Origin of the sequence: Streptomyces sp. McG3 (assembly GCF_018619185.1) — a bacterium.
In the GTDB taxonomy this organism is placed as follows: domain Bacteria; phylum Actinomycetota; class Actinomycetes; order Streptomycetales; family Streptomycetaceae; genus Streptomyces.
Window position 1 is genome coordinate 1 of record NZ_JAAXYC010000102.1, and the last position, 24,640, is coordinate 24,640.

The following is a 24,640-nucleotide window of genomic DNA, read 5'->3' on the forward strand; positions in this document are numbered from 1 at the left end:
GGGGCGGTCCGAGGCGCCTCGGGGGCGGTCTCCGGGGCCTCGGCCTCCGCTTCGGCGGCGGCTTCCACTGAAGCTACCGTCTCCGCTGCCGGCTCCGGCTCGGCCTTCGGCTCCGGAGCGGGCTCCGGGGTCTCGTCGAGGTCGAGGTCGAGGTCGATCGTGATCGGCTTCGGCGCCGACTCGGCTTTCCCGGCGGCCTTGACGGGAGCCGCAGCGGTCACCGGCGCCTCGGGCTCGACGGCGCCCTCGGCGGTCACCGGCGCCTCGGCCTTCTCCGCCTTCGGAGCGTCTTCCGGGGCCGACTTCTGCGCGGGGACGGTCGGCGACGCCGGTGCGGCGGCCGCCTTGTCGAAGGCCTCCGCCACCAGGTCGGCGGCCAGCGAACCGTCACGCTCCGTGGAGCCGGCGGCGGCGGAAGCCGTGGACGCGGTGGACGGCTTCTCCGTGGAGGACACGGAGGGCGTGGCGGACGAGGTGGGGGACGAGGGCGAGGCCGGGGCCGGGATCGACGCCTTCGGCTCCGCCGCGGGCTCGGCCGCCGAAGTGGTCTCCGGCTCCGTCTCCTTGGGCTGAACGCGCTCGGCCTGGGGCGGGACGGTGGCCGTGGTCGGCTCGTCCTGCTCCGTGCGGCCGAACACCTTACGCAGCAAGCTCCGAATGCCCATGGGCGAGGCCTTTCGCATGAGTTGGGTGCGGGGAATGTCCGACCTGGGTGAATTCATCCCTGGCCAGGACGGATACGTAAGGTTAGCGGCCGGATCCGGCCGTTCGCCGGTGCGGCCCACCCCTGCGTCAACCGAGCCGAAACCGTACCCGGACCGAGTCCACGACGGTGTCCACCGCCGGACCCCAAGGGAACAGCGGTGGCCCGGACTTCACCCGCCGTTCACCGGGAGTCCCTCGGACCGCGTGGAGGCACCCATACCGTCACGCACGACACCAGACGGAGGGAATCCACGTGCGCAATCTGCTGCCGTTCATCAGCTCGCATCCCGGTGGGCGTTCCGCGCTGACCTGCCGCTTCCGCTGCGGGGACGCCTGCTTCAAGGAGACGCCCAACAACAGCGACAACGAGTACGCCGGCGACATCATCGCCGGTGCCGTGTCGCGCCGCTCGATGATGCGCGCCGCTGCCGTGGTAACCGTCGCCACCGCCGCCGGCACCGCGGCCCTGACCGGCCCGAACGCCCCGCAGGCCGAGGCCTCCCCGCTCGCCGGACACGGGCACAAACCGGGCCACCCCCACAAACCGGCCCCGTCCGGCGCGCGTGGCCTGCGGTTCTCGCCGGTCGCGCCCAACAAGGACGACAAGGTCACCACCCCCGACGGGTACGCCCAGAACGTGGTGATCCGCTGGGGCGAACCGATCCTGCGCGGCGCGCCCGCCTTCAACCCGGACAGGCAGACGGCGAAGGCCCAGGCCGGCCAGTTCGGCTACAACAACGACTTTCTCTCCCTGCTCCCGCTGCGCGGCGAGCGCGGCCGGCAGGTCATGGTCGCGAACCATGAGTACACGGACGAGATCCTCATGTTCCGCGGTTACGATCCGGCCAACCCGACCCGTGAGCAGGTGGAGATCGCCTGGGCGGCGCACGGACTCTCCGTGGTCGTCGTCCAGGAGGAGCACCGCACCGGCAAGCTGGGGCCGGTCAACCGGCACCCGCTGAACCGCCGTCTGACCGCGACCAGCGAGTTCCGCATAACGGGCCCGGCCGCCGGGAGCACCCTGCTGCGCACCTCCGCGGACCGGTCCGGCCGCAAGGTGCTCGGCACCCTCAACAACTGTGCGGGCGGCACCACCCCGTGGGGCACCACGCTGCACGGTGAGGAGAACTTCAACCAGTACTTCGCCAACGGCGCCACCGACATGCACAAGCGGTACGGGATCGGCACGAGCGCCACCGAGCGCAAGTGGGAGCGGTTCGACCGCCGGTTCGACCTGGCGAAGGAGCCCAACGAGGCCAACCGCTTCGGCTGGGTCGTCGAACTCGACCCGTACGACCCGGACTCCACCCCGCGCAAGCGGACCGCGCTGGGCCGGTTCAAGCACGAGGCGGCACAGCCCCGGCTCACCTCCGACGGCCGTCCGGTCGTCTACATGGGCGACGACGAGAAGTTCGACTACCTCTACAAGTTCGTCTCCAGCAAGCGGATGAAGAAGGGCAACTCGCGGGCCGCCCGCGAGCACAACCTGACGCTGCTGGACGAGGGCACCCTGTACGTCGCCAAGCTGAGCGGCGACTCGCCGGTCACCGAGATCGACGGCACCGGAAAGCTTCCCGGCGACGGGGAGTTCGACGGCAGCGGCGTCTGGATCCCGCTGGCCACCGGCACCACTTCGCATGTGCCCGGCATGACCGCCGACGAGGTGTACGTCTACACGCGCCTCGCCGGTGACAAGGTCGGCGCGACCAAGATGGACCGCCCCGAGGACGTCGAGCCCTCGCCGCGCACCGGTCGCGTCTACGTCGCGCTCACCAACAACTCGGACCGCGGCAAGGCGGGCAAGCCCGGCGCGGACGAGGCGAACCCGCGCAACAGCAACAAGCACGGGCAGATCCTGGAGCTCGCGGAGAACTGGGACGACCCGGCGGGCGACGGCTTCGCCTGGCGGCTGTTCCTCGTGGCGGGCGACCCGGACGATCCGGCGACGTACTTCTCCGGCTTCCCCAAGGAGAACGTCAGCCCCATCTCCTGCCCGGACAACGTGGCGTTCGACGCCCACGGCAACCTGTGGATCTCCACGGACGGCAACGCGCTCGGCTCGCACGACGGGCTGTTCGGCGTGGCGACCCACGGTGACCGGCGCGGCGAACTGAAGCAGTTCCTCACCGTCCCGGCCGGGGCCGAGACCTGCGGTCCGGTCATCCAGGACCGCCGGGTCCTGGTCGCGGTCCAGCACCCGGGCGAGATCGACGGGGCTTCCGTCGAGAAGCCGGCGAGCGTCTGGCCCGACGGCCCGGGCAAGATCGTCCGCCCCTCGGTCGTCGCCGTCTGGCGCAGGGACGGTCGCGACATCGGCGTGTGAGGTCCGGCGGGCGGGCGGCCTTATTGCCGCCCGCCCACCACCCGTTCCGCATTACAGTCGGACCCATGGTTTCCGGTGACGCGCCGCAGGCGGAGGGAAGCGTCCGGGTCGACGTGTGGATCTGGTCGGTCCGGCTGACGAAGACCCGTGCCCAGGCGGCCGCCGCCTGCCGGGCGGGACATGTGAAGGTCGGCGGAGAGCGGGCCAAGCCCGCCCAGGCCGTGCGCGCCGGTGACGAGGTGCGGCTCCGGCACGCGGGGCGGGACCGGGTGGTCGTCGTCTCGAAGATCGTGAAGAAGCGGGTCGGCCCGCCGGTGGCCGTGGAGTGCTTCGTCGACAACAGTCCGCCCCCGCCGCCCCGCGAGATCGCGATCCAGGTCCCCGTACGGGACCGGGGCACGGGTCGTCCGACCAAGCGCGACCGCCGGGAGATGGAACGCCTTCAGGGGCAGCCGCCGGAGCGCTGAGGCCGCCACCCGGTGTTTCACGTGAAACACCGGGCCGACTGCCCCGGGCGTCCTCCGGGGGCCCTGGTCAGCTCTGGTACCCCTCCACCTCGTCGGCGGGGCGGACCTTCGCCGCCGAGGGGTCCTCGCCGTACTCGCTGAGCGCCCGCCGTCGGCGCAGCAGGTCCCAGCACTGGTCGAGCTGGACCTCCACCGCCCGCAGACGGGCCTTCTCGTCCGTGGACAGGCCCATTTTCGCCACGGAGCGGTCGCGCAGGTCGCGCTCCTCGGAGACCAGGTCGTCGATGTTCTCGAAGATGTCGCGGTCGGCCATGACGCCTCTCTCGGGTCGCTCGGCGGCGGTCACGGATCCCACTCTCACCCCGGCGCCGCCTCATCGCACCTCGGCCGCGGACCGTCTGCTCCGCAGGAGTACCCGGGCCAGCACCGCCCCCACGAGGAGGGCCGCACCGACTGCGAGCACCACCCACACCGTGGTCCGCAGCGAGGCGGTCAGGGCGTCGACCACGGCGGCGGCCGCGTCCCGGTCGCTGTCCGGCACCTCGTCCAGCACCCGGCTGCGGCCGACCGCGACCAGCACCCGGAGCACGATCGCACCGAGCACGAACCCGGCGCCCACGACCGCGGTGGCCCACAGCCCGGCCCGCAGACCGCGCCGTACGGCGGCGATGCCCACCACCAGCACGAGGAACACCAGCGTGGCGACGGCCGGCCAGATACTGCAGTAGCGGAGCCAGCGGAACGAGCTCCTGAGGTCGTCGGCCTGACCTGGACCGAGCACGGTGATCTCCGTCCGCTCGACCGGGATCTGGTCGGCGAACGGCACGCCCTCACGTACCAGGTCCTGTTTGACCTGGTCGATGACCGGGGCCAGATCGATCGTCACGGCCTCACCGCTGTCGCCGTCCAGGGCGGCCGCCACCGCTTGGTGAGCGGCCCGGTTCGCGGTGTCCCAGGCGTTCCGGAAGGCCTCGGTGGTGGTGAACGACCGCACGGTCTCGTGCAGGAACTCCCGGACCGTGTCCTGGAGCGGACCGAGATCGATCTGCCGCATCGCCTCCTCGGTGACCAGGTCGGCGACGGTGCTCCGCACCGCCGGGTCGGAGGAGAGCGGCGACACGGCGGCGACGTACCGGTCGGTGTCGTCGATCTCCAGGTCGACCCAGGCGGAGAGCGCGCTCAGCGGCACGAGGACGGCGAGCAGGACGAGCAGGACCGCCGAGAAGGCCGCGGTGGTCGCCGAGATCGCCGAGGGAGAGGTCCGCACTCCTCCAGGGAATCCCGTACGGGGCCGGGCCGCTCCGGGCCGTACGCCATTCGAGTTGCCGGGCGGCGCGGTCGGGTGTGCTCTGGAGGAACGGGGGCGTGCGACGGGGGCGACGGAAGGAGCTGTCCGCGATGGCCACACACGCAGCCTTGCCCGGCCGAAGCGGTTCCCGCGCCCATGCGCGGACCCGCCACCACACCCCGCTCGCCTGGGCACTGCCCCTGGTGCTCGGCGTGATCTACGGGTTCTACGCGGCGTTCATCCGTCGCGACGGCGGTCCCAGCACCGGCGGGCAGGTCCTGCTGGGGCTCGTCTCCGGTGTCGCTCTGGCGGTCCTCTGCTTCGCGGTGGGCCGGATCCAGCGCTCGCTGCCGCGCGAACTGCGGGCAGCCGTGTACGGCGCGCTGACCGCGTGCGCCATCGGCTTCCTGGTGAGCCTCACCGACACCAGCGTGCTGAGGTCGACCTTTCTGGGTCTGGTCGTCGGGGCGGGCGTTCTCATCGTCTCGTTCTATGTCTTCTACACGCGGGAGACCTGAATCCCGTCCGCTGTTCTGGACCGGATTCCGGTCCTTTCCGACCGCGTGCGCGGCCGCCAGATTCAATCTGGCGGCCGCGCCCCCGCGTCTGGCGCCCAAGAGGTGAGGGAGCGGAACGGGCCGGGCCGGGCCAGACGGGAGGCCCCGGAGGCCCCGGAGGCCCGGGAGCCCGGGCGGCGGCGGAGGTCGCGGGAGGAGGAGGAGCGAGCGATGACGACGGATGAAAGCGCAGGCGGGAGCGCGGACGAGAGCGCCGGCGGGAGCCGGGACACGGGAAGCAGCCTTCCCCTGCGTGTCGCGGTGATCATCGGCAGCACCCGCGAGGGCCGCATCGGCGATGCGGTCGGCCGCTGGTTCCTGGAGCGGGCCCAGGACCGGAGCGAGCTGGACCTCGCCGTGCTGGATCTCGCCGATTACGACTTCCCCGTGCACTATCCGGGGCGGGCGACCGAGCAGATGACGGAGTTCACCGAGGAGATCGCCAGGGCCGACGCCTTCGTCGTGGTCACCCCGGAGTACAACCGCTCGTTCCCCGCCTCCCTGAAGCAGGCCATCGACTTCGCCTACGAGGAATGGCAGACCAAGCCGGTCGCCTTCGTGAGCTACGGACACGGTTCCGCCGGGCTGTACGCCGTGGAGCAGCTGCGTTCGGTCTTCACCGAGCTGCACACGGTGACCCTGAGGAACGGGGTCGCGCTGGACTTCCTCCGGCAGCCGCTGGAGGGGCACCCCGGCGACACCGGCCGGGACCGGTCCGTGGGGCTGATGCTCGACCAGCTCGGCTGGTGGGGCTGGGCCCTGCGCGAGGCGCGCGCCGTCCGCCCGTACGTCTCATGAGCTCCCGGAACCAGACGCAGATCACCGACCTCCTCCGACGACCCACAAGGAATGGATCATGAGCACTGAACTGGCCATCGAGACCACGGGGCTGGTGAAGGTCTTCGGCGACAACCGTGCGGTGGACGGCATCGACCTCGCCGTCCCCACCGGCACCGTCTACGGCGTCCTCGGACCCAACGGCGCCGGGAAGACCACCGCCGTCCGCATGCTCGCGACCCTGCTGCGCCCCGACGGCGGCACGGCCCGGGTGTTCGGCAAGGACGTCGTGAAGGAAGCCGACGCGGTCCGCAGCCGGGTCAGCCTGACCGGGCAGTACGCCTCGGTGGACGAGGACCTGACCGGGGTGGAGAACCTCGTCCTGCTCGCCCGGCTGCTGGGCCACTCCAAGCCGGCGGCCCGCGACCGGGCGGCCCAGCTGCTCGAAGGGTTCGGGCTGAGCGAGGCGGCGGGCAAGCAGGTGAAGAACTACTCGGGAGGCATGCGGCGGCGCATCGACATCGCCGCGTCCATCCTGAACACCCCGGACGTGCTGTTCCTGGACGAGCCGACCACCGGACTCGACCCCCGCAGCCGCAACCAGGTGTGGGACATCGTGCGGGCGGTCGTCGTCCACGGCACCACGGTCCTGCTGACCACCCAGTATCTGGACGAGGCCGACCAGCTGGCCTCCCGTATCGCCGTGATCGACCACGGCAAGGTCATCGCCGAGGGAACGAAGGGCGAGCTGAAGGCGTCCGTCGGCGCCGGCACCGTCCATCTGCGACTGCGGGACGCCGGCCAGCGGGCCGAGGCGCAGCAGGTGCTGGCGCTCGCGCTGAACGCGCAGGTCCAGCTGGACGCGGACCCGGTGGCGCTGACCGCCCGGGTCGACGGGCAGAGCACCGAGCAGGGGGCCGCGGAGCAGGCCGGGCGGGCCCTGGCCGAGCTGGCCCGTCGCGGCATCACGGTCGACAACTTCTCGCTGGGACAGCCCAGCCTCGACGAGGTCTTCCTCGCACTCACGGACAAGAAGGGAGTGGCGGCATGAGCACCGCGACCGCCAAGACGGAGCTGGAGGGCGTCGAGCTCGCCGCGCCGGACCAGGAACGCCTCTCGGCGCTCCTGGTGGGCCAGGAGCGCCCGCCGAGGCCCAGTGCCCTGTCGGCATCGATCACCTTCGGGTGGCGCGCCATGCTGAAGATCAAGCATGTGCCGGAACAGCTCTTCGATGTGACGGCTTTTCCGATCATGCTGGTCCTGATGTACACGTACCTCTTCGGAGGGGCGCTGGCCGGCTCCACGGAGGAGTACATCCAGTTCCTGCTGCCCGGCATCATGGTGATGAGCGTCGTGATGATCACGATGTACACGGGTATCGCGGTGAACACGGACATCGCCAAGGGCGTCTTCGACCGGTTCCGCACGCTGCCGATCTGGCGGCCCGCCCCGATGGTCGGCTATCTGCTCGGCGACGTCCTGCGGTATCTGCTGGCGTCGGCGGTGATGCTCGCCATCGGCATGATCATCGGGTTCCGCCCGGACGGCGGTGTGCTCGGTGTGCTGGCCGGTGTCGCGCTGCTGGTCGTGTTCTCGTTCGCGTTCTCCTGGATCTGGACGATGTTCGGGCTGCTGCTGCGTTCCGAGAAGTCGGTGATGGGCGTCAGCATGATGGTGATCTTCCCGCTGACGTTCCTCAGCAATGTCTTCGTCGACCCGAAGACGATGCCGGGCTGGCTCCAGGCCTTCGTGAACAACAGTCCCGTCACCCACCTCGCCACGGCGGTGCGTGAGCTGATGGAGGGCCAATGGCCGGCCTCCGACATCGCCTGGACGCTGGGCTGGTCCGGGCTGCTCCTGGTGGTCTTCGGTGCGGTGACGATGCGGCTCTACAACCGGAAGTGACCCGCGGGTGACCGAAGGCGGAGGTCCCCGCCGCGTGCGCCGGGGATATATCCGCCCCGTGCGTCCTTGACCTTCCCCGCAGGGGAAGCCCCAGCATCGGTGGGGCCGGGCGGAAGGCGCCCGGTACGAGGAGGTACGGGGTGGAACGCGAAGGCCGCGCGGGGGGCGCCGGGAGCGGAGAGCTGGTGACGATCGGGGAGTTCGCCCGGTTGTCCCGGCTCTCCGCCAAGGCGCTCCGGCGCTACGACGAGCTGGGGCTGCTCCGGCCCGCCCTGGTCGACCCGGTGAACGGTTACCGGTACTACGACCCGGCGCAGGCGGAGGGGGCCCGGCTCGTGGCGTGGCTGCGCAGGATCGGCATGCCCCTGAGCCGGATCGGCCGGGTCGTGGCGCTCGACGCGGGCGCCGCGGCCGTGGAGATCCGGGCCTACTGGGCGCGGGTGGAGGCCGAGACGGCGGCCCGGCGCGATCTGGCGATGTACCTCGTCGACCATCTGTCAGCGAAGGGCAGGGCCATGTCGCGCATACCGGACAGCACGGGCAGCAACGGCAGCAGGGGCAGCAGCGGCAGTAGGGGCAACACGGACAGCACGGGCAACACGGGTAGCGGTGCGGGGGCGGTGCCGCTCGCGATCAGGTGTGCGGCGCTGACCGATACCGGGGCGGTGCGTACGACGAACCAGGACGCGGCGTTCGCGGGGCCCCGGCTGCTGGCGGTCGCCGACGGTTTCGGGGAGGGCGGGTCCGAGGCGAGTGCGGCGGCGATCGATGCGCTCCAGCCTTCCGCGTGGGGTGCCCGGGAGGGTGCGCTGTCCGCCGCGGATCTGCTGAACGCCCTGGAGGACACGGCGGATTCCGCTTCGCGGGCGGTCCGGGACGCGGTCGCTTCCTGTGCCGCCCCGGACGGTTCGGGGACCACGCTCACCGCGATGCTGTGGACCGGATCGCGGCTCGGGCTCGTACACATCGGGGACTCGCGGGCCTATCTGCTGCGGGGCGGGGAGCTGTTCCGCATCACGCATGACCACAGCCTGGTCCAGTCGATGATCGACGACGGTTCGCTGAGCCGGGAGGAGGCCGCTTCCCACCCGGGGCCCGCGCTGCTGCTGAAGGCGCTGGTCGGGGAGGCGCGGTCCGCCCCGGTGGCCGTGGCGAGCCGCCCCGATGTCGGCTTGCGGGAGGTGATGGCCGGGGACCGTTATCTGCTCTGCTCGGACGGGCTGTCCGCGGTGGTGGACGAGGCGGAGCTGCGGGCGGCGGTCATCGCGGCGGAGGACCCGGAGGGGGCCGTACGCCGATTGGTCGGCCTGGCCCGCGAGGCGGGCGGGCCCGACAACGTGGCGTGCGTCGTCGCCGACGTCGTCGAGGAGTAGCGGCGAAGAGGCGGAGCGGCTCGGGTCAGAGCCGCCAGTCGGGGGCGTGCTCGGGACGGTAGGCGCAGGTGGTCCCGGTCGTCACGGAGGCCTTCAGATGGGCTGCCAGCGCGGGGTGCAGGGTGTCCAGCTTCCGCAGGGTGTCGCGGATCCGGGCGGTGACCGTCTTGCGGGCCCGCTCGGTCTGGTCGCCCAGCCGGCGGGTCCGGCCGCCCAGCCCGGCCGCGGTGCGGAGCGCGTCGAGGAGGGCCTGCCGCTCCCGGTCGTATTTCTCGACCCCCAGGGCGTCGTCCCGGGCGGCTGCGCGGTCTATCTCGGCGTCCAGCCGGGCCAGGTGTTCCTTGTAGCGGCGCTTGGCCTCCTCGTCGAGCACCGGATCGCCGCCGAGCTGCCCGGCGGCGATCACGAGGTCCCCGCCCTCGGGTGCGAGGAGCCGGACGGCCGGGACGTCGGCGCCGGGCAGCCCCAGCAGACTGTGCAGGTCCCGCAGGCCCTTGGCGTCCGGGACGTGCACGGTCACCCCGTCCCAACGCAGCTGCCACACCGGCCCGTTCCGCCGGAATTCGGCGGACGGCACGGCCCGGGTCGCTGCCGACATCCCGGCCGTGACCCGGTCCGGGGCCGCGACGGGGTCCTGGCCGTGGCCTTGGTCCTGGTCCTCCGAGACGCCGGGACCGGAGGCGGTGGAGACGCCGATCGTGGCAGTGGTGGCGGCAGTGGGGGCCGTGACGGGCGGGGCCGAACGGAGGGCCGCGGCCTCGGCCTCCCTGTGGGACAAGGCCAACTCACGCGCTTCCCGCTCCACTTCACCGAGGAGCCGACGGGCCTGCCCGGCGTCAGCGGCTGCCCCGCCCCCGCCCCCGTCACCGGCCGCGTCGGCGCGGGCGAGCAGGGAGCGGGCCAGGCACAGCCGGGCGCGTACGGCCCAGGGGCGGGCGCCGAGGCGGTCCGAGGAGGCGGCAGCCTCGGTGAGCGCCGCCACCGCCGCGTCCTGGTCGTCGCGCGCGGTGGCGAGCATGCCGAGCCAGAGGTCGACGGGACCGCCGATGTCGCACCCGTACAGCGAGACGACCCACTGGCCCGTGTAGGGCGTCAGCTCGTCCTCCGCGCGGGTGATGAGCCGCGGGTCGCGCGTGATCGCGGCCGTCTGGGCCAGCAGCCGGAGCCACAGCGGCATGAACGCCCGTGGATAGGGTGCGGCGCGGTCCGCGTGCTCGGCGATCAGGCGCAGCGCGGGGGCGGCGTCGCCCTGCTCCGCCGCGGTGACCGCTTCCAGCAGCCCGGGATAGGGATACCCGGCGCCCGGAAGCTCGCCGAGGGTCTCCTCGGCCTCGGCGAAGTGGCCCCGGAGCAGGTGCATCGCCCAGCGCAGGTGGTACCCCATGAAGCCGAAGGAGGCGTGGTCGCTGTTCTCCTGGGTGAGTGCGTCGTCCTCCAGCGCGGTGGACGCCTCGGCGAACCGGCCTTGCAGGGAGGCGATCAGGCTGGTGTCGACGGCGACCCCCAGGGCGAACCGGGGCAGCCCGGTCAGCTCGGCGAGCCTGACGAACGCCCGGAACTGGTCCAGGAAGGCCGGGTCGCCCAGCTCCAGCAGCGTCACCCAGCGCATGGACGTCGCGTTCAGTTCCATGTCCTGGTGCTGGGTGCGCCGGCCGACGACGGTCATCTCGTCGGTCAGCCCGAGCCGCTCCACCGCCGAGCCGAGCCCCCACACGGAGTCGTGGCGCGCCCAGAGCGAGAAGGCGAGCGCCTCGTCGTCCGAGCCGCTCCGGGCCAGCGCCATGATGTGGATGGCCAGTTCCTGGGCGAGCCGGTCGTCGGAGAGCCCCTCCTGGCCCTCCTTGCCGGTGACCCTGCGGTGTGCCTCGGCGAGGAGGCCCATCGTGGCCACCCCGTGGCCGCCGAAGGACCCGTCCCGGTGGATGGTGATCGCCACCCGGGCCAGCAGCTCCGGTTCGTCCAGCTCCCGGGCCAGGGCGACCGACCGGGCCAGCAGCCGCTCCGCCTCGGCCGTCTCCCCCGCGTGCCGGAGCTGTCCGGCGAGGTCGAGACCGATCAGTGCGGCACGCCGGAGGTCCGGACCCCGGCCCTCCGCACCCGCCCGGTCCGCCCCGGCCACCGCGAGGGCGCGCCGGTGGTGGCCGACGGCCTCCTCGTCGGCCAGGCGTCCCGAGGCGTCCCGGGCGGCCGCCAGCAGCAGGTCGATCCGGCGGTCGCGGTCCAGGGCCTCGCCGGCGAGGTGGGCGTGCCGGGCGAGGGCGCCGGGCCGCACCGCGTCGCCGAGGCCGCCGTGCGCGTCCAGGGCCCGTACGGCGGCGGCGTGGCGTTCACGGGCCTCGGTGTCGCCCAGTGAGGCGTACAGCGTCTCGCGCAGCAGGTCGTGGGCGAAGGCGTACTGCCCGGAGGGGCGGGGGACGACGACACGGGCGACGACGGCGGGCTCCAGCAGCCGGTCCACGTGGGGGACCGGCGCGCCGTGCACCACGGCCAGGACCTGACGGCCGAATTCCCGGCCGAGCAGGGCGGCGCTGGTCAGCAGGGAGACGACGGGCTCGGGCAGCAGGGCGAGCCGTCGGCGGACCGCTTCCCGCACGCCGGGCGGAATGGTGGAGACCGGGCTCCCGCTGTGCCAGAGCCGGGCGGTCTGTTCGACGAAGAAGGGGTTGCCGCCGGTGCGCCGGTGGACCTCGTCGACCAGCCGCGGTGTGGGCTCGCGGCCCGTCGTCACCGTCATCAGCGCCCCCACTTCGTCCCGGCCGAGGCCGGTCAGGGTGAGGGTCGCGGTGGCGCGCGAGGCCAGCGGCAGGATCAGCTGCTGGAGCGGGTGACCCGGGGCCTCCACCTCGACGTCCCGGTAGGTGCCGATCAGCAGCAGCCGCTCGAACCAGGCGTGCTGGGCGGCGAATTCGAGCAGGCGCAGCGAGGCCGGGTCGGCGCTGTGCAGATCGTCGAGGACGACCACCAGCGGCCGGCTCTGGGAGACCGTGACGAGGGCCGTGGTCACCGCGTCGAAGAGTCCGAAGGCCTCGGCCCCCTCCGGCGAACCGTCGCCGGGCGGGCTCGTGCCCGTTTCCGCGCCGGGCCCGCCGCCGTGCGCACCGTCGGGCCCCGGGCCGACAGCGGCGCCCGGAGCCGGAACCGGAGCCGAAGGCATGCTGGGGCCGTCCGTACCGCCCATGGCGACCCTGACCGGGTCGCCCAGGAGCGCGGCGAGCCTGCCGTCCGAAGCGTCCTGGGCCGCTGCCCATTCGGCCGCGGTGGCGGACCGGCGGAGTCCGCGCAGGATCTGGACCCAGGGCCAGTAGCCCGGTGTGTTGTCCGAGTCCCAGCAGGAGCCTCCGACCACCAGCGCACCGCGCCGCCGTGCCTCGTGGGCGGCGTCGGTGACGAGCGTGCTCTTGCCGATCCCGGCCTCGCCGGTGACCAGCACGAGACCGCCGTGGCTGTCCGTGGCCCGGGCGATCTCCGAGCGGAGAACGCCTGCGGGGTGGTCGCGCCCGAAGAGAGCAGGGGTCATGACCACACGATAGGAGCAGCCACTGACAACGGCCCCTCCGTGTTCTGACCGGAGAGACGGCTCGGTCGCGTACGAACGCGGAGCGGGCTCGGTCGCGTACCAACGCGGAGCGGGCTCGGTGGCGTACGACCGCGGAGGCGGCTCAGCCGTGTACGACCGCTGAGCAGCGGGCTCAGTCGCGTACGACCGTCACCGGGCACGGCGCGTGCTGGGTGACGTGGAGGCTGACCGAGCCGAGCAGGGTGGCCTTCAGGCCGGTGTGGCCACGGGCTCCCACGACGAGCAGGTCGGCGCCCTGGGCACGGTCGAGCAGGGCCTGGGCCGGATTGCCGATGACCACGACCTTGCTGACCGCGGCGGCCCCCTCGGCGCCGAGTGCCTCCTCCAGCGCCTCGGTGAGGGAGACGGTGGCCAGGGCCTGCGGGTCGAAGTCCTCCGGCATGCCCGGCATCATCGACGCCCAGCTGGTGGCGGGGTACTCCCAGCTGTTCACGGCCTCCACCGCGGCGCCGGTCAGCTCGGCCTGGCGCACGGCCCAGTGCAGCGCCTTGATCGAGGAGTCGGAGCCGTCGACGCCCACAACGATCCTGCCCATATCTGCCTCCAGCTCGGTACAGCCCAGTGCGTCCGTACAGTGCGGTCCCGTTCTGTCCCGCTTGTACAGCGTTTGATCTCACTGTAGTCACATCGGACAAGTGGGGGCGGGTCGGTGGGAACCACCCCCACCGCATCACTCCACCCCACGGCATCAGTCCAGCCGCAGGTCCGCGAGCTGCTGCTCGAACGGGACGACCGCGTCCTCCCCGTCGTCCGGGCCCGGGGCCCGCGCGGCGCCGGAGACCGTACGGCCCAGGACCGCGGAGGCCAGCTCGCCGCCGGCGCGCCGGATCCGGGACGGCAGGCCCTCGGTGTACTCGTCGCCCGAGGAGCCCCAGTCCTCCGATGCCGCGTAGACGGAGGTGGGCACGGTGACGGCCCGCAGGTAGGCGAAGAGCGGGCGCAGCGCGTGCTCCAGGACCAGCGAGTGCCGGGCCGTCCCGCCCGTCGCGGCGATCACCACGGGCTTGCCGGTCAGCGCGGTGTTGTCGATCAGGTCGAAGAACGACTTGAACAGACCGCTGTACGAGGCGGTGAACACCGGCGTCACGGCGATCAGCCCGTCGGCCTCCGTCACCGCGTCGATCGCTTCCCGCAGCGTGGCCGAGGGGAAGCCGCTGAGCAGGTGGTGGGCGATGTCCACGGCGAGGTCGCGGACCTCGATGACCTGGACCTCGACGTTCCGGTCCTGCTCGGCCGCGAGGCGCTCGCGGGCGGCGGCGGCCAGCCGGTCGGCCAGCAGCCGGGTGGAGGACGGCTGGCTGAGCCCGGCCGAGACGGCGACGATGCGCAGGGGGGTGGTGGCGAACATCGGGTCAGGCCTCCTTCTGCTCGGTGGTGCGGGCGGCGCGGGCCGCGGCGACCGCCGGGTGGACGGGCGCGGACTCCGGCACTCCGGCCGGCCGCAGGTTGGCGAACTCCTTGCGCAGCACCGGAACGACGTCCTCGCCGAGGATGTCGAGCTGCTCCAGGACCGTCTTCAGGGGGAGCCCCGCGTGGTCCATCAGGAACAGCTGGCGCTGGTAGTCGCCGACAGCGTCCCGGAACGTCAGGGTCCGCTCGATGACCTCCTGCGGGGAGCCCACGGTCAGCGGGGTCTCGCGGGTGAAGTCCTCCAGGGACGGGCCGTGGCCGTAGACCGGGGCGTTGTCGAAGTACGGGCGGAACTCCCGTACCGCGTCCTGCGAGTTCCTGCGCATGAACACCTGGCCGCCGAGTCCGACGATGGCCTGGTCGGCGGTGCCGTGCCCGTAGTGGGCGTAGCGGCGCCGGTAGAGGTCGACCATCTTCCTCGTGTGCTCCATGGGCCAGAAGATGTTGTTGTGGAAGAAGCCGTCGCCGTAGTACGCGGCCTGCTCGGCGATCTCGGGGGAACGGATGGAGCCGTGCCAGACGAACGGCGGGACGCCGTCCAGCGGGCGCGGGGTGGCGGTGAAGGACTGGAGCGGCGTACGGAACTTGCCCTCCCAGTCCACGACGTCCTCGCGCCACAGCTTGTGCAGCAGGGCGTAGTTCTCGATCGCCATCGGGATGCCCTGGCGGATGTCCTTGCCGAACCAGGGGTAGACCGGTCCGGTGTTGCCCCGGCCCATCATCAGGTCGACGCGGCCGTCCGCGAGGTGCTGGAGGGTGGCGTAGTCCTCGGCGATCTTCACCGGGTCGTTGGTGGTGATCAGCGTGGTGGAGGTGGACAGGATGAGGTTCTCGGTGCGGGCGGCGATGTAGCCGAGGGTGGTCGTCGGGGAGGACGGGACGAACGGCGGGTTGTGGTGCTCGCCGGTCGCGAAGACGTCCAGGCCGACCTCCTCGGCCTTCTGCGCGATGGCCAGGGTCGCCTTGATCCGCTCGTTCTCGGTGGGGGTCCGGCCGGTGGTCGGGTCGGTCGTGACGTCCCCGACGGTGAAGATCCCGAACTGCATGGCGTCCGCCTTCCTGAGTCCCGGCCGTGGTTCCGAAGCTCCGTCCGAAGCCCCTGGCCGATTTGGTTGAATGTTGAACTACATCCTACAACGGGACCCCCCTCCTGCCTATTCCTGGCTGTTCCACGCGGCCCGGCGCCCCGTGGCCGCTACACTCGGCCCATGACCTCCGTCCTGTGCCGAAACTGGTGGCGCTCCTCCTAGGAGCGGCCACCACATCTGCACGGAACCAGGGCCGTTCGACATGGACGGCCCTTTTCGCTGCCCGTACAGCGCTCCCGTACAGCTTTCTCGTACGGCGCGGTCACGGAGACGAAGCGCAGCGGCGCTCACCGGCGGGGCCGTCCTCCACGCATCACCCACGCGAGGAGAGACCCGATCCCATGACCAGCACCGCACCCGCCGCCCCCGGCACAGCGCTCGCCCACCCCGGCACCGCACCCGCCCCGAACGGGCTCCACAGCGCCGAGCTGGAGCGCCGCATCGCCCAGGACCCCGGCAGCTTCCGGGTCCTCACCGGGGACCGCCCCACCGGCCCCCTCCACCTCGGCCACTACTTCGGCTCCCTGCTCAACCGGGTCCGCCTCCAGAACCTCGGCGTGGACGTCGTCGTCCTCATCCCCGACTACCAGGTGATCACCGACCGGGACACCGCCGAGCGGCTGGGGGAGTACACCGACGGGCTGCTCCTGGACTATCTGGCCCTCGGTATCGATCCCGCCCGGTCCACCGTCTTCTGCCACAGCGCCGTCCCCGCGCTCAACCAGCTCATGCTGCCCTTCCTCAGCCTCGTCTCCGTAGCGGAGCTGAACCGCAACCCCACGGTCAAGGACGAGATCGCGCACTCACGGCAGTCCACGGTCAGCGGGCTGATGCTCACCTACCCGGTCCACCAGGCCGCCGACATCCTGTCCTGCAAGGGCAACCTGGTTCCGGTGGGCCGGGACCAGGCGCCCCACCTGGAAGTCACCCGGACGATCGCCCGCCGTTTCAACGAGCGGTACGGCGACGTCTTCCAGGAACCGGACATCATGCTCTCCGCCGCACCCCTGCTGCTCGGCACGGACGGCACGAAGATGAGCAAGAGCCGGGCCAACTCCGTCCCGCTCGGCGCCACCGCCGACGAGACGGCCCGCCTCATCAAGGGCGCGACCACGGACGCCGACCGGCACATCACCTACGACCCCGACGCCCGCCCCAACGTCTCGTCCCTGGTGCTGCTGGCCGCCCTCTGTCTGGAGCGGGACCCGCACGAGGTCGCGGCGGAGATCGGCGACGGCGGAGCCGCCGCTCTCAAGCGGACGGTGACCGACGCGGTCAACAGCCACCTGGCCCCGTTCCGCGCCCGGCGGGCGGAGTACGCGAAGGACCTGACGTACGTACGGTCGGTGCTCCGCGCGGGCAACGAGCGGGCGAACGCGCTGGCGGAGGCCACGCTCGACGAGGTGCGGGAGGCGATGGGTGCATTCCGGTAGCCGGTAGCCGGTAGCCGGTAGTGGGCAGCCGGGCAGCCGGGCAGCCGGTTGTCAGCGGCCCGCTGCTCTCAGCGGCCCGCTGCCGACCCGGCGCCCCCTACCGCCTCGGCGCCACCGACCGCTGCCGTCGCAGCAGCTCCGCGAGCCCCCGGCGGGTGGCGGCGATCACCACCCGGTCCGTGGCGCGCAGGACGTAGCCGGGGTGCAGGTCCCAGACGAGGCCGGAGGGCGGCGGTGCCGCGTCGCCCTCCGGGTCGTACGGCGGGATCGCGGCGAGGTCCGGGGCCCGGTCCGCGGGCGGGGTGGCGTCGATGGCCAGGACCCGCCAGGCGCCGGCCCGGAACGCCTGCTCGACCGTGTGGCCCTCCAACTGCGGGTGCCCCGCGACCTCCAGGGCCGCGAACAGCATGACCTTGCGCTCGACCGGGACCGCGCCGAGGATCTGGCGGCCCATCATCGCGACCGCGAAGGACGGGGCCGCCAGGTGGGAGACCGAGCGGGAGCGGGTCAGGGCCCCGGGGTGCGCGGTGCGCAGGGTGCGGTAGACGGCGGTGGCGAACTCGTCGTCGTACAGCCGCAGCGCGACTCTGAGGTCCGGCTTCACGGAGCGGGCGTACAGCGTCGCTTCCAGGTTCGTCGTGTCGATGCTGGTGAGCGCGAGGAGGGCGTGGGCGCGGCGGATCTTGGCCGCTTCGAGGACGCCTTCCTGGGTGACGTCGCCGAGGACGGTCGGCACGTGCATCGAGCGGGCCAGCGGGATGCCCCGCGCCTCGGGGTCCTCCTCGACGACGACCACGGGGATGTCCAGCTCCCGGAGGCGTACGAGGACGCGCGTACCGATCTTGCCGAGCCCGAGCAGCACCACGTGCCCGGAGAGGCCGCGGGGCGGGCGGCGCAGCGAGGACGCGGTGCGCAGGGTACCGAACGCCTCCAGGACGGCGGCGATCAGCAGCGGGAGCAGGAGGAGCCCGGCGACGCCGGAGAGGAGCTGGATGATCTGCCGGGCCGGCGGCGCCTCCTCGGCCGGGTCGTTCATGCCCAGCAGGTCGAGCAGGGTGAGGTAGGCGGAGTGCAGCAGGCTGTCCCTGGTGGTCAGGACCGACGCGATCACCAGGGCGACCGCGGCGGCCGCGACACCGAGGGCCGACCAGCGCAGCCGGCGGGAGAAGACCTGGGCGAGCGGGGCGCCCCTGCCGCCCATGCGGGTCGCGGGGCGGTCCGGGTCGGCCCTGCTGACCGTCTCCAGGACGACGGTCCCGCGTCCGGACGCGGCGGCGACGGCTCTCTCGTCCGGCAGCAGCAGCGGGGCTTCGTCGCCGCTGCTGTCCGAACCCTCGGACCCCGCGGGGTCGTTGGTGGTGGAGGAGAGCAACGCGAGGGTGCACAGGCCCGGGTCGAGGGTCTCGCCGGGGCGCGGCGGCGGGCGTTCGGCGGCGCGCAGGAGCAGCCCCTCGGCCTGGATGATCTTGCTGCTGCCGGTGAGGGCGGTGGCGGCGAGGGCCGGGGCGGCGGTGTCGGCGTCGGACAGGACGGTGGTGGAGGCGTCCAGGAGCGCCGGGTCGATGCCGGGCATGGCGACGGCTGCCGCCTGGTCGAGCAGCTCCTCCAGGTGGAGCCCGAGCTTGCGGTTGTAGAGCCGGATCACCAGCCGCAGACGGGGGTTGAGGCGGCGGGCGGTCAGGGCGGCGCGGATGTTGCGCTCGTCGTCGTCGTAGACGAGCGCGAGGGCGGCGGCCCGGTCGACGCCCGCCTCCTCCAGTACGTCGTCGGACGGTTCGGGGGCCTCCATGATGCGGACGGCCTCGACCCCGGCGTTGGTGTCGCCGCTGCCGCCGCCGGCCGTCCCGTTGCCGTTGCCCGCGCGGTTCATCGCCGCCGACATCCGGCCGAACAGGGCGGCCGCCCGGCCCCGTTGGGTCAGCGGCGTCTCGGGGCTGTTCGCGTCCCGGCCCGGGGGGAGGAGCAGGGTGACCCGTTCCCCGTAGACGAAGCGCAGCTCCACGGCGAGCCGGCGCGCCAGGGCGTCGTCACCGCAGACGATCATGTGGCCGGCCGACGGCGGGCGTCCCGGCTGCTGAGGAAGTGGAGGCACGAAACCCAGCATGCCGTGATCCTTCCGGCTCGGTCTTCCCGGTCAGTGTGGAGTGTTGGTGATCTTCGCATGGTGGTTCGGAACCGCCCGGTCGTTGAGCGCGCCCGCCGGGCCCTGGGGTCCGCCCGCCGGCAGGTGCCGGGGGTCCGCCGCGCGCTGGATCGCCGTCTCGACCGCCGCGATCCGGTCCGCGAGCAGCCCGAGCGCGGCCACCGCCCGGGTCATGGGGTCGCCGTCCGGGCCGCCGAGCGCCTGCGTGCGGACGTAGGACGCGGTGATCGCCGCCCACCGCTCGGCCTGTCCGGCGGTGAGCGTCCCGCGCAGGGCGGCCAGTTTGAGGAGGTTCGCCTCGGCCCCCGTGGTGAGCGTCTGGGCCTCGCCGGCGTAGTGGTCGTCGACGACGGCGGACAACTCGTCGTCGTTCATGACGGGCACGATCCGCTCGGCGATCTTGTTCATGTTGCGGTAGGAGCCCTGGAGCCGGAACGGCGGCTCGGTGCGTGTGGCGTCCGTCCGCGCGGCCGAGGCGATGTACGCCGCGTTCACCGCGAGCACGGTGTCCCGGGCCGTGAGGAGATGCCGGAGCACCGCCAGGATCCTGTCCGACTCAGCTGCGCTGTACGGGTGTTCCAGGTGCTCCGCGCGCGCTGCCGGGTCGCTGCCGCCCGCCAGCCGCACCAGCAGCGCCAGGTCGTCCCGGGACCGGGCGGCCAGCGGGGCGAGGACCGGGTTGGCGGTCAGGGCGTTCTCCACGAAGCTCAGCGCGAAGACGTCGTCCCGGCCGCTGAGGACCTCCCCGAGGTTCCACACGTCGGCCCGGTTGGCGAGCATGTCGGGGATCCGGAACCGCTCGCCGGACTCGGTGTACGGGTTGCCCGCCATGCAGACCGCGAACCGCTTGCCCCGCAGGTCGTAGCTGCGCGGCTCGCCGTCCCGCACGCCCTCGATACGGCGGGTGGCGTCGCACAACGGGATGAACTTCTGGAGCAGTTCGGGCGAGGTGTGCTGGATGTCGTCGAGGTAGAGGAGCGTGTTGTTGCCCGCTTCCAGCGCGAAGTTGATCTTCTCGACCTCCTGTCGGGCGGTGGCGCTCGGGGCCCGGTCCGGGTCGAGGGAGGTCACGTCGTGGCCCAGGTTCGGCCCGCTGATCTTGACGAGCACCATGCCGAGCCGGTCCGCGACGTACTCCATCAGCGTGGTCTTGCCGTAACCGGGCGGCGAGACGAGGAGCAGCAGCCCCTGCGAGTCGGTGCGCCGGTCGGCGTCGGCGGTGCCGAGCTGCTTGGCCAGGCTGTCGCCGATCAGCGGCAGGTACACCTCGTCGAGCAGCCGGTTGCGGACGAACGCCGACATCACGCGCGGCCGGTGGTCGTCCAGCCGCAGCCGTCCGCGCTCGGCGGTCACCAGGGAGGTGCGCAGCCGCTGGTAGGCGCGGAAGCCGGGCACGGTGTGCGTGCGGAACTCGGCCGTCCGGGCGAGGAGTTCGTCGATCCGTACGGTGAGGGCCCCGCCGCCCGTGATGCGCGGGTGGTCGCCGAGGAGGCCCTCCAGGCGCTCGGTGAGCGGCGCGTCGCACGCGTACCGTTCCAGCTCCGGGCAGAGCTCCACCGCCACGGCCTCCGCCAGGTCGCCGCCGCCGAGGCCGGCTCCGCCGCAGGCCCCCGCCGTCTCGGCGTACGGGGTGAGCCAGCCCTCCACGAGCTGCCGGCGGGCGGCGCGGTCGTCGCCCAGGGCCGCCAGGTCCTCGGCGTACGCGTCGGGGCCGGCCGCCCGGTGGAAGGCCTCCAGGAAGGCGAGGACCGAGGAGCCCACGACGAATCCGGCGGGCCCGGTGGTCAGCTCCTCGAAGAGGTACGCGGCGACGGCGTGACCCGGCGCGGACGGGGACGGGGAGCCGATCGCCGCAGCCCACTCCTCCCGGAGCACCGCGATGGCCGGGGCCAGGCCGAAGGTGTCACGGGCGCGCGCCAGGGAGGCCGCACGCCTGGTCCAGGACGTGCGCAGCGGCTCGTCGGCGTCGTACGCCCAGAAGAGCTGGGCCGCCGCGCGGACGGCGGGCTCGTGGCGCAGCAGCCCCGCGTCCGCGTGCAGGCGCAGCAGAGCGGCCAGGATCGCGGTGGCGTCCTCGTCGTGGACGCCCCGCGCGTACCCCTCGTCGTACGCCTCACCGGCCGACTCCCGCACCAGGCGAGCCAGTTCGGCGTCGGAGAGCGAGGCGAGGTGCCCGGCCCCGTGCTCGTCGAGGAGACGGGCGGCGAGGTGCTCGGCGCGGTAGACGGAGGCGTTCTCGGAGGGGAGCAGCTGCTCCCAGTACGGCCGGGCCGCCGCGAACGCCGGGTCGGTGACCGGGGCCCGGTAGTCCGTCCCGGTCAGCGCGAAGGCGAGGCCCTGCCCCTGCCCGTTCCGATCCCCGGCGGGCACGAGCGTCAGGTCGAACGGCTGGGTGTTCACGGCGAACCGGTGGCGGCCCAGCCTGATCACGGACCCGCCGTCCGCGTACAGCTCGGTACGGTCGCGCAGGGCGCGGCCCGCCTCCTGGCGGGCCGCCTTCAGCCGCCCGTCCAGCTCCTCCGCCCGCACGGGATCGCCCAGTTCGCGCAGCTCGTCGGCGGTCCGGCGGACCTTGGCGACCATCGGGTCGGAGGCGAAGTAGGTGTGGACCGCGTCGAGGTCGTCGAGGGAGGCCACCCGCCGGGCGACGGTCTCCAGCACCCGGCCGGCGGACCCGGCCAGCCGCTCCGCGCGCCGCGCCCGTTCGTCCTGGAGGGTCTGCTTGCGCGCCGAGAACGCCTCGTACACCTTGGTGCGGCGCTCGGACAGCTCGGCGAGGAAGTCGTCGAACTCCGCGAACCGCGACTCCAGGTTCTCCAGCTGGAGCAGCAATCGGGCCAGTTGGTCGTCGCATGTCTCCGGGGTACCGGCGGCGGCCAGCGCGCCCGTCACCGCCTGCCCGAGCAGAGCGAACTCGGCGGCGAACTCGGCCCGCCCCTCCCTCGACAGCAGCTCCCGGCGGCGCGCGTCGAGCGTGGCGCGGGCCCGGTTCGCGCCGCCGAGCACCTCCGCGATCCGTTCCAGGATCGACGTACGCACGGTGGCGTCGCCGATGTCGAGGCCGGCGACGACGTCCGTGACGGTGGCCAGCCCCTCCGTCATCGCGGACAGCCGGTCGGTCACGGCGGACGCGTCCCGGACGGTCTCCAGCGCACCCGCGTCGGCCAGGAGCCCCGCGATGTCCGCGTGATACCCGTCGAAGGCGTCCTCGCGCGCCAGGAAGGACACGGCCCGCTGGGCGGCGGACGCGATGTCGTCCTCGGTCCGGGCCGACAGCTCGGCGACACGCTCGACGTCGGCGTACCGCATGTCACCGACCGTCGCCAAGTGGCCTTGTGCTCGCCGGAGTTCGGTCAGCCGCTCGACCCAGGCGGACGCCGAACCGGGCACCTCGCCGCGCACCCTGCGCACCAGCGCGGTGATCCGGGCGGCGGTCTCCTCCAGCGCGTCGGCGGCCCGCCGGGTCAGCTCCCGCACGGCCGTGAACTCGGCAAGCACCTGCTGCGCGGTGGCCCGCAGCTCGTCCAACGGTTCGCCGAGCGAGCCCAGTTCGGGGTCGCGCAGCCAGTGATACCGGTCCTGGGCGCGGGCGCAGTCGGCGGCGAGCTGCCCGTAGACGGCCGTCGTCGGCGTCATGTCCCGTACGCCGTGGGCGAGGGCGAGACAGTCGGAGATCCCGCGCACGAGGTCGGCGTTGCCGGTCCGGGCGAGCGGGCCGGTCCCGGCGGGGCGGGCGGCGGCGTAGGTGTCGGAGACGTACGGGGTGGCCCAGCGCTGCGTGGGGTGCACGCGCGCGGGCCCGTCCGGGTTGTCCCGGAGCAGGACCAGCGTCCCGTCGTCCAGCAGGGCGTGCCCGCGCCCGGTGAGCGGGGTGGCGACCTCCTGCCGGATCAGGTTGTAGGGGAGCAGGAGGCTGCGCAGCCCGTCGCGGGAGCGGAAGACGTAGAGCACGTCCTCCCCGTTGGGCGAGCGGACCGCGCCTTCGAAGACCGGCTCGGTCAGCTCCTCGGCGGTGTCGAAGGTCTTCGCGGTGCCGGTGGTGAGGTAGTAGCCGCCGGGGAAGATGATCCCCTGGTCCTCGGGGAGCCGGTGGCAGGACGGGCCGATGCCGTCGAGCCGCTGGACGGTGGCGAGCAGCGAGTTGAAGACGAGGTGGCGCCAGGCGTCCTCCTTGTACGGGCGCACGCGCAGCAGCACCAGCGGCCCGACCTCCGCGTACTCGACGTCGGCGTCGGCCAGCGACTGCAACGGCTCGTCGACGGGCTCCTCGTAGATCCCGTCCGGGGATTCGGTGTCGTCGGAGACCTTGACGGTGAGAGTGCCGCCGAGCGTGTCGACGAAGAGCCCGCCGCCCTTGCCGACGGCGATGTGCGGATGGCGTCCGGGAACGTGGGCCTCGCGCCCGGCGACGGTCCACCCGAAGTCGTGGGAGGGCGGGAAGACATGGTCGCGCTCGCCCTGCGCGTCGAGGAACGCCCCCGGCGACCCGTCCGGCCCCAGCGCCCAGCGCAGCACCCGGATGTCCTCGGCGTTCTCGCCGGTCCGGAAGACGGCGAGGAGCCTGCCGTCGACACGGCGCAGCCGCAGCAGGCGGGCGTCGCGGAAGTAGCGGTGGAGGGAGGAGAACGCGCGCCGGAAGTCGTCGTCGAGGAGGGGGGAGTCCGCTGCCGGGGCGTCGTTAGCCGGCGCGGAGTCCCGTACGAGGAGTACGTCCTCGACCCCGGCCTCGCCGCGCGCGCCCGGCCCGCGTTCGAAACCGAAGAGCAACTGCCGCCCCAGAGCGACGAGATCGCGGGGTACGGAGGCCCGCTCGGTGCGCACCTGCTCGGTGGCCAGCAGCCGCAGCCCGGTCGAGCCGAACTCCTCGGTCCGCCGTACGTTGAGCGCCTCGGCCCGCCGGACCAGCTCCCCGGCCTGCGCCGAGAGCCGCCGCCGCAGCACCTCGTAGGCACCGGCGTCCACGTCGCCGCCCGCCCCGCTCGGTGTGCCCTGCGGCGCGGTGGGGGTGGCGGTGGTGTCGCTGTCCATGCGTACGGCTCCCTACGTTTCTCATCGTCTTCGACCGGTCCGGCACCACTCAGCCCGTCCGGCGTTTGGGGACGGAACCTTCGGGCCGGGTGGGCCGGCTTTCTGACGTGCGGGGCGAGCCCGGGAGTCCAGCCCGTCCGGCGTTTGAGGACGGAACCCCCGGCCCGGTGAGCCGGCCCTGACGGGCGGGTCGGTCCCTGGTGCGCCCACCCCCGTGGGACGCACACGCAGACCGCCGGCCCCCCCCGGGCCCAGGGTTCCGTCCTCAAGCGCCGGACGGGCTGGGTGTGGCCCCCGGGCCGAGGAAGCGCCCGCTCGCGCCCGGCCCTGCCCCCCGGGCCCAGGGTTCTGTCCTCAAGTGCCGGACGAGCTGGGTGTGGCCCCCGGGACCGAGGGTTCCGCCGTCAGATGCGCTAGCCGAGCGCCCCGGCCCCGTTCCGGGCCGCGGTCGCGGTCGCGGTCGTCGGAGCCACCGGCGTACCGTTCGTCAGCGACGACACCGGCAGATCCGCCAGCCCCAGCTCCTTCGCCGCCGCCAGCAACTGGCGCACCTGCCCCGACACAGC

At 73.0% G+C, this 24,640-nt stretch carries 16 protein-coding genes and 1 pseudogene; 8 read left to right on the top strand and 9 right to left on the bottom strand.

Going from position 1 to position 24,640, the window contains the following annotated elements:
- Positions 1–665, bottom strand: a pseudogene (locus tag HET64_RS18300) (hypothetical protein); the annotation flags it as partial.
- A gap of 293 nt (positions 666–958) precedes the next feature.
- Here HET64_RS18300 and HET64_RS18305 point away from each other — a divergent pair.
- Positions 959–3,028: a PhoX family phosphatase gene (locus HET64_RS18305; protein ID WP_215106921.1), complete on the top strand. Its 2,070-nt coding sequence runs from the start codon at positions 959–961 to the stop codon at positions 3,026–3,028.
- A gap of 65 nt (positions 3,029–3,093) precedes the next feature.
- Positions 3,094–3,495 carry an RNA-binding S4 domain-containing protein gene (locus tag HET64_RS18310; protein ID WP_215106923.1) on the top strand — a complete coding sequence of 134 codons (402 nt, stop codon included), beginning with the start codon at positions 3,094–3,096 and terminating at the stop codon, positions 3,493–3,495.
- A 67-nt stretch (positions 3,496–3,562) separates the two neighbouring features.
- On the opposite strand, the gene HET64_RS18315 is transcribed toward HET64_RS18310, so the two are convergent.
- Both HET64_RS18315 and HET64_RS18320 read right to left on the bottom strand, forming a co-directional pair.
- Positions 3,563–3,808 (bottom strand): DUF2630 family protein, encoded by a 246-nt coding sequence (locus tag HET64_RS18315; protein ID WP_215106950.1) that lies wholly within the window; start codon positions 3,806–3,808, stop codon positions 3,563–3,565.
- 60 nt (positions 3,809–3,868) lie between these two features.
- Positions 3,869–4,762: a hypothetical protein gene (locus HET64_RS18320; RefSeq protein WP_215106925.1), complete on the bottom strand. Its 894-nt coding sequence runs from the start codon at positions 4,760–4,762 to the stop codon at positions 3,869–3,871.
- 131 nt (positions 4,763–4,893) lie between these two features.
- Between HET64_RS18320 and HET64_RS18325 the strand changes: the two genes are divergently transcribed.
- The 5 genes from HET64_RS18325 to HET64_RS18345 all read left to right on the top strand — a co-directional run bounded on the left by HET64_RS18325 (position 4,894) and on the right by HET64_RS18345 (position 9,395).
- A complete protein-coding gene (locus HET64_RS18325) occupies positions 4,894–5,301 on the top strand; it encodes a hypothetical protein (protein ID WP_215106927.1) in 408 nt (135 codons plus the stop codon).
- A 210-nt stretch (positions 5,302–5,511) separates the two neighbouring features.
- Positions 5,512–6,138: an NADPH-dependent FMN reductase gene (locus HET64_RS18330; protein WP_215106929.1), complete on the top strand. Its 627-nt coding sequence runs from the start codon at positions 5,512–5,514 to the stop codon at positions 6,136–6,138.
- Positions 6,139–6,196: 58 nt separating this feature from the next.
- Complete coding sequence (locus HET64_RS18335) at positions 6,197–7,168, top strand: ATP-binding cassette domain-containing protein (RefSeq protein ID WP_215106931.1); 972 nt, start codon at positions 6,197–6,199, stop codon at positions 7,166–7,168.
- Complete coding sequence (locus HET64_RS18340) at positions 7,165–8,022, top strand: ABC transporter permease (protein ID WP_215106933.1); 858 nt, start codon at positions 7,165–7,167, stop codon at positions 8,020–8,022. The genes HET64_RS18335 and HET64_RS18340 overlap by 4 nt, the downstream gene beginning before the upstream one ends.
- A 140-nt stretch (positions 8,023–8,162) precedes the next feature.
- On the top strand, positions 8,163–9,395 hold the full coding sequence (locus tag HET64_RS18345; RefSeq protein ID WP_215106935.1) for a MerR family DNA-binding transcriptional regulator: 1,233 nt from the start codon (positions 8,163–8,165) through the stop codon (positions 9,393–9,395).
- A 25-nt stretch (positions 9,396–9,420) separates the two neighbouring features.
- Here the strand turns inward: HET64_RS18345 and HET64_RS18350 are convergent, their stop codons facing one another.
- From HET64_RS18350 to HET64_RS18365, 4 genes are all read right to left on the bottom strand, one after another.
- Complete coding sequence (locus HET64_RS18350) at positions 9,421–12,912, bottom strand: AAA family ATPase (RefSeq protein ID WP_215106936.1); 3,492 nt, start codon at positions 12,910–12,912, stop codon at positions 9,421–9,423.
- Positions 12,913–13,084: 172 nt separating this feature from the next.
- Positions 13,085–13,507: a universal stress protein gene (locus HET64_RS18355; protein WP_215106938.1), complete on the bottom strand. Its 423-nt coding sequence runs from the start codon at positions 13,505–13,507 to the stop codon at positions 13,085–13,087.
- Between the two features lie 153 nt (positions 13,508–13,660).
- Entirely contained in the window at positions 13,661–14,320 is a 660-nt protein-coding gene (locus tag HET64_RS18360; protein ID WP_215106940.1) for an FMN reductase, read from the bottom strand.
- Positions 14,321–14,324: 4 nt separating this feature from the next.
- Entirely contained in the window at positions 14,325–15,428 is a 1,104-nt protein-coding gene (locus tag HET64_RS18365; RefSeq protein WP_215106942.1) for an LLM class flavin-dependent oxidoreductase, read from the bottom strand.
- A 383-nt stretch (positions 15,429–15,811) separates the two neighbouring features.
- Here HET64_RS18365 and trpS point away from each other — a divergent pair, with 383 nt between their 5' ends.
- Positions 15,812–16,903, top strand: coding sequence for a tryptophan--tRNA ligase (trpS, locus tag HET64_RS18370; protein ID WP_215106944.1), 1,092 nt, complete (start codon positions 15,812–15,814; stop codon positions 16,901–16,903).
- 97 nt (positions 16,904–17,000) lie between these two features.
- Here trpS and HET64_RS18375 read toward each other — a convergent pair whose 3' ends face one another.
- Complete coding sequence (locus tag HET64_RS18375) at positions 17,001–19,007, bottom strand: NAD(P)-binding protein (protein WP_215106946.1); 2,007 nt, start codon at positions 19,005–19,007, stop codon at positions 17,001–17,003.
- A gap of 30 nt (positions 19,008–19,037) precedes the next feature.
- The gene (locus HET64_RS18380) at positions 19,038–24,074 is read right to left on the bottom strand and encodes a DNA repair ATPase (protein ID WP_215106948.1); all 5,037 of its coding nucleotides are present in this window, start codon (positions 24,072–24,074) and stop codon (positions 19,038–19,040) included.
- Positions 24,075–24,640: the final 566 nt, after the last annotated feature.

Coding starts and splice junctions, on each gene's coding strand:
- HET64_RS18310 (WP_215106923.1), top strand. CDS start 3,094: ATGGTTTCCGGTGACGCGCCGCAGGCGGAGGGAAGCGTCCGGGTCGAC.
- HET64_RS18315 (WP_215106950.1), bottom strand. CDS start 3,808: ATGGCCGACCGCGACATCTTCGAGAACATCGACGACCTGGTCTCCGAG.
- HET64_RS18325 (WP_215106927.1), top strand. CDS start 4,894: ATGGCCACACACGCAGCCTTGCCCGGCCGAAGCGGTTCCCGCGCCCAT.
- HET64_RS18330 (WP_215106929.1), top strand. CDS start 5,512: ATGACGACGGATGAAAGCGCAGGCGGGAGCGCGGACGAGAGCGCCGGC.
- HET64_RS18335 (WP_215106931.1), top strand. CDS start 6,197: ATGAGCACTGAACTGGCCATCGAGACCACGGGGCTGGTGAAGGTCTTC.
- HET64_RS18340 (WP_215106933.1), top strand. CDS start 7,165: ATGAGCACCGCGACCGCCAAGACGGAGCTGGAGGGCGTCGAGCTCGCC.
- HET64_RS18350 (WP_215106936.1), bottom strand. CDS start 12,912: ATGACCCCTGCTCTCTTCGGGCGCGACCACCCCGCAGGCGTTCTCCGC.
- HET64_RS18355 (WP_215106938.1), bottom strand. CDS start 13,507: ATGGGCAGGATCGTTGTGGGCGTCGACGGCTCCGACTCCTCGATCAAG.
- HET64_RS18360 (WP_215106940.1), bottom strand. CDS start 14,320: ATGTTCGCCACCACCCCCCTGCGCATCGTCGCCGTCTCGGCCGGGCTC.
- HET64_RS18365 (WP_215106942.1), bottom strand. CDS start 15,428: ATGCAGTTCGGGATCTTCACCGTCGGGGACGTCACGACCGACCCGACC.
- trpS (WP_215106944.1), top strand. CDS start 15,812: ATGACCAGCACCGCACCCGCCGCCCCCGGCACAGCGCTCGCCCACCCC.
- HET64_RS18375 (WP_215106946.1), bottom strand. CDS start 19,007: ATGCTGGGTTTCGTGCCTCCACTTCCTCAGCAGCCGGGACGCCCGCCG.
- HET64_RS18380 (WP_215106948.1), bottom strand. CDS start 24,074: ATGGACAGCGACACCACCGCCACCCCCACCGCGCCGCAGGGCACACCG.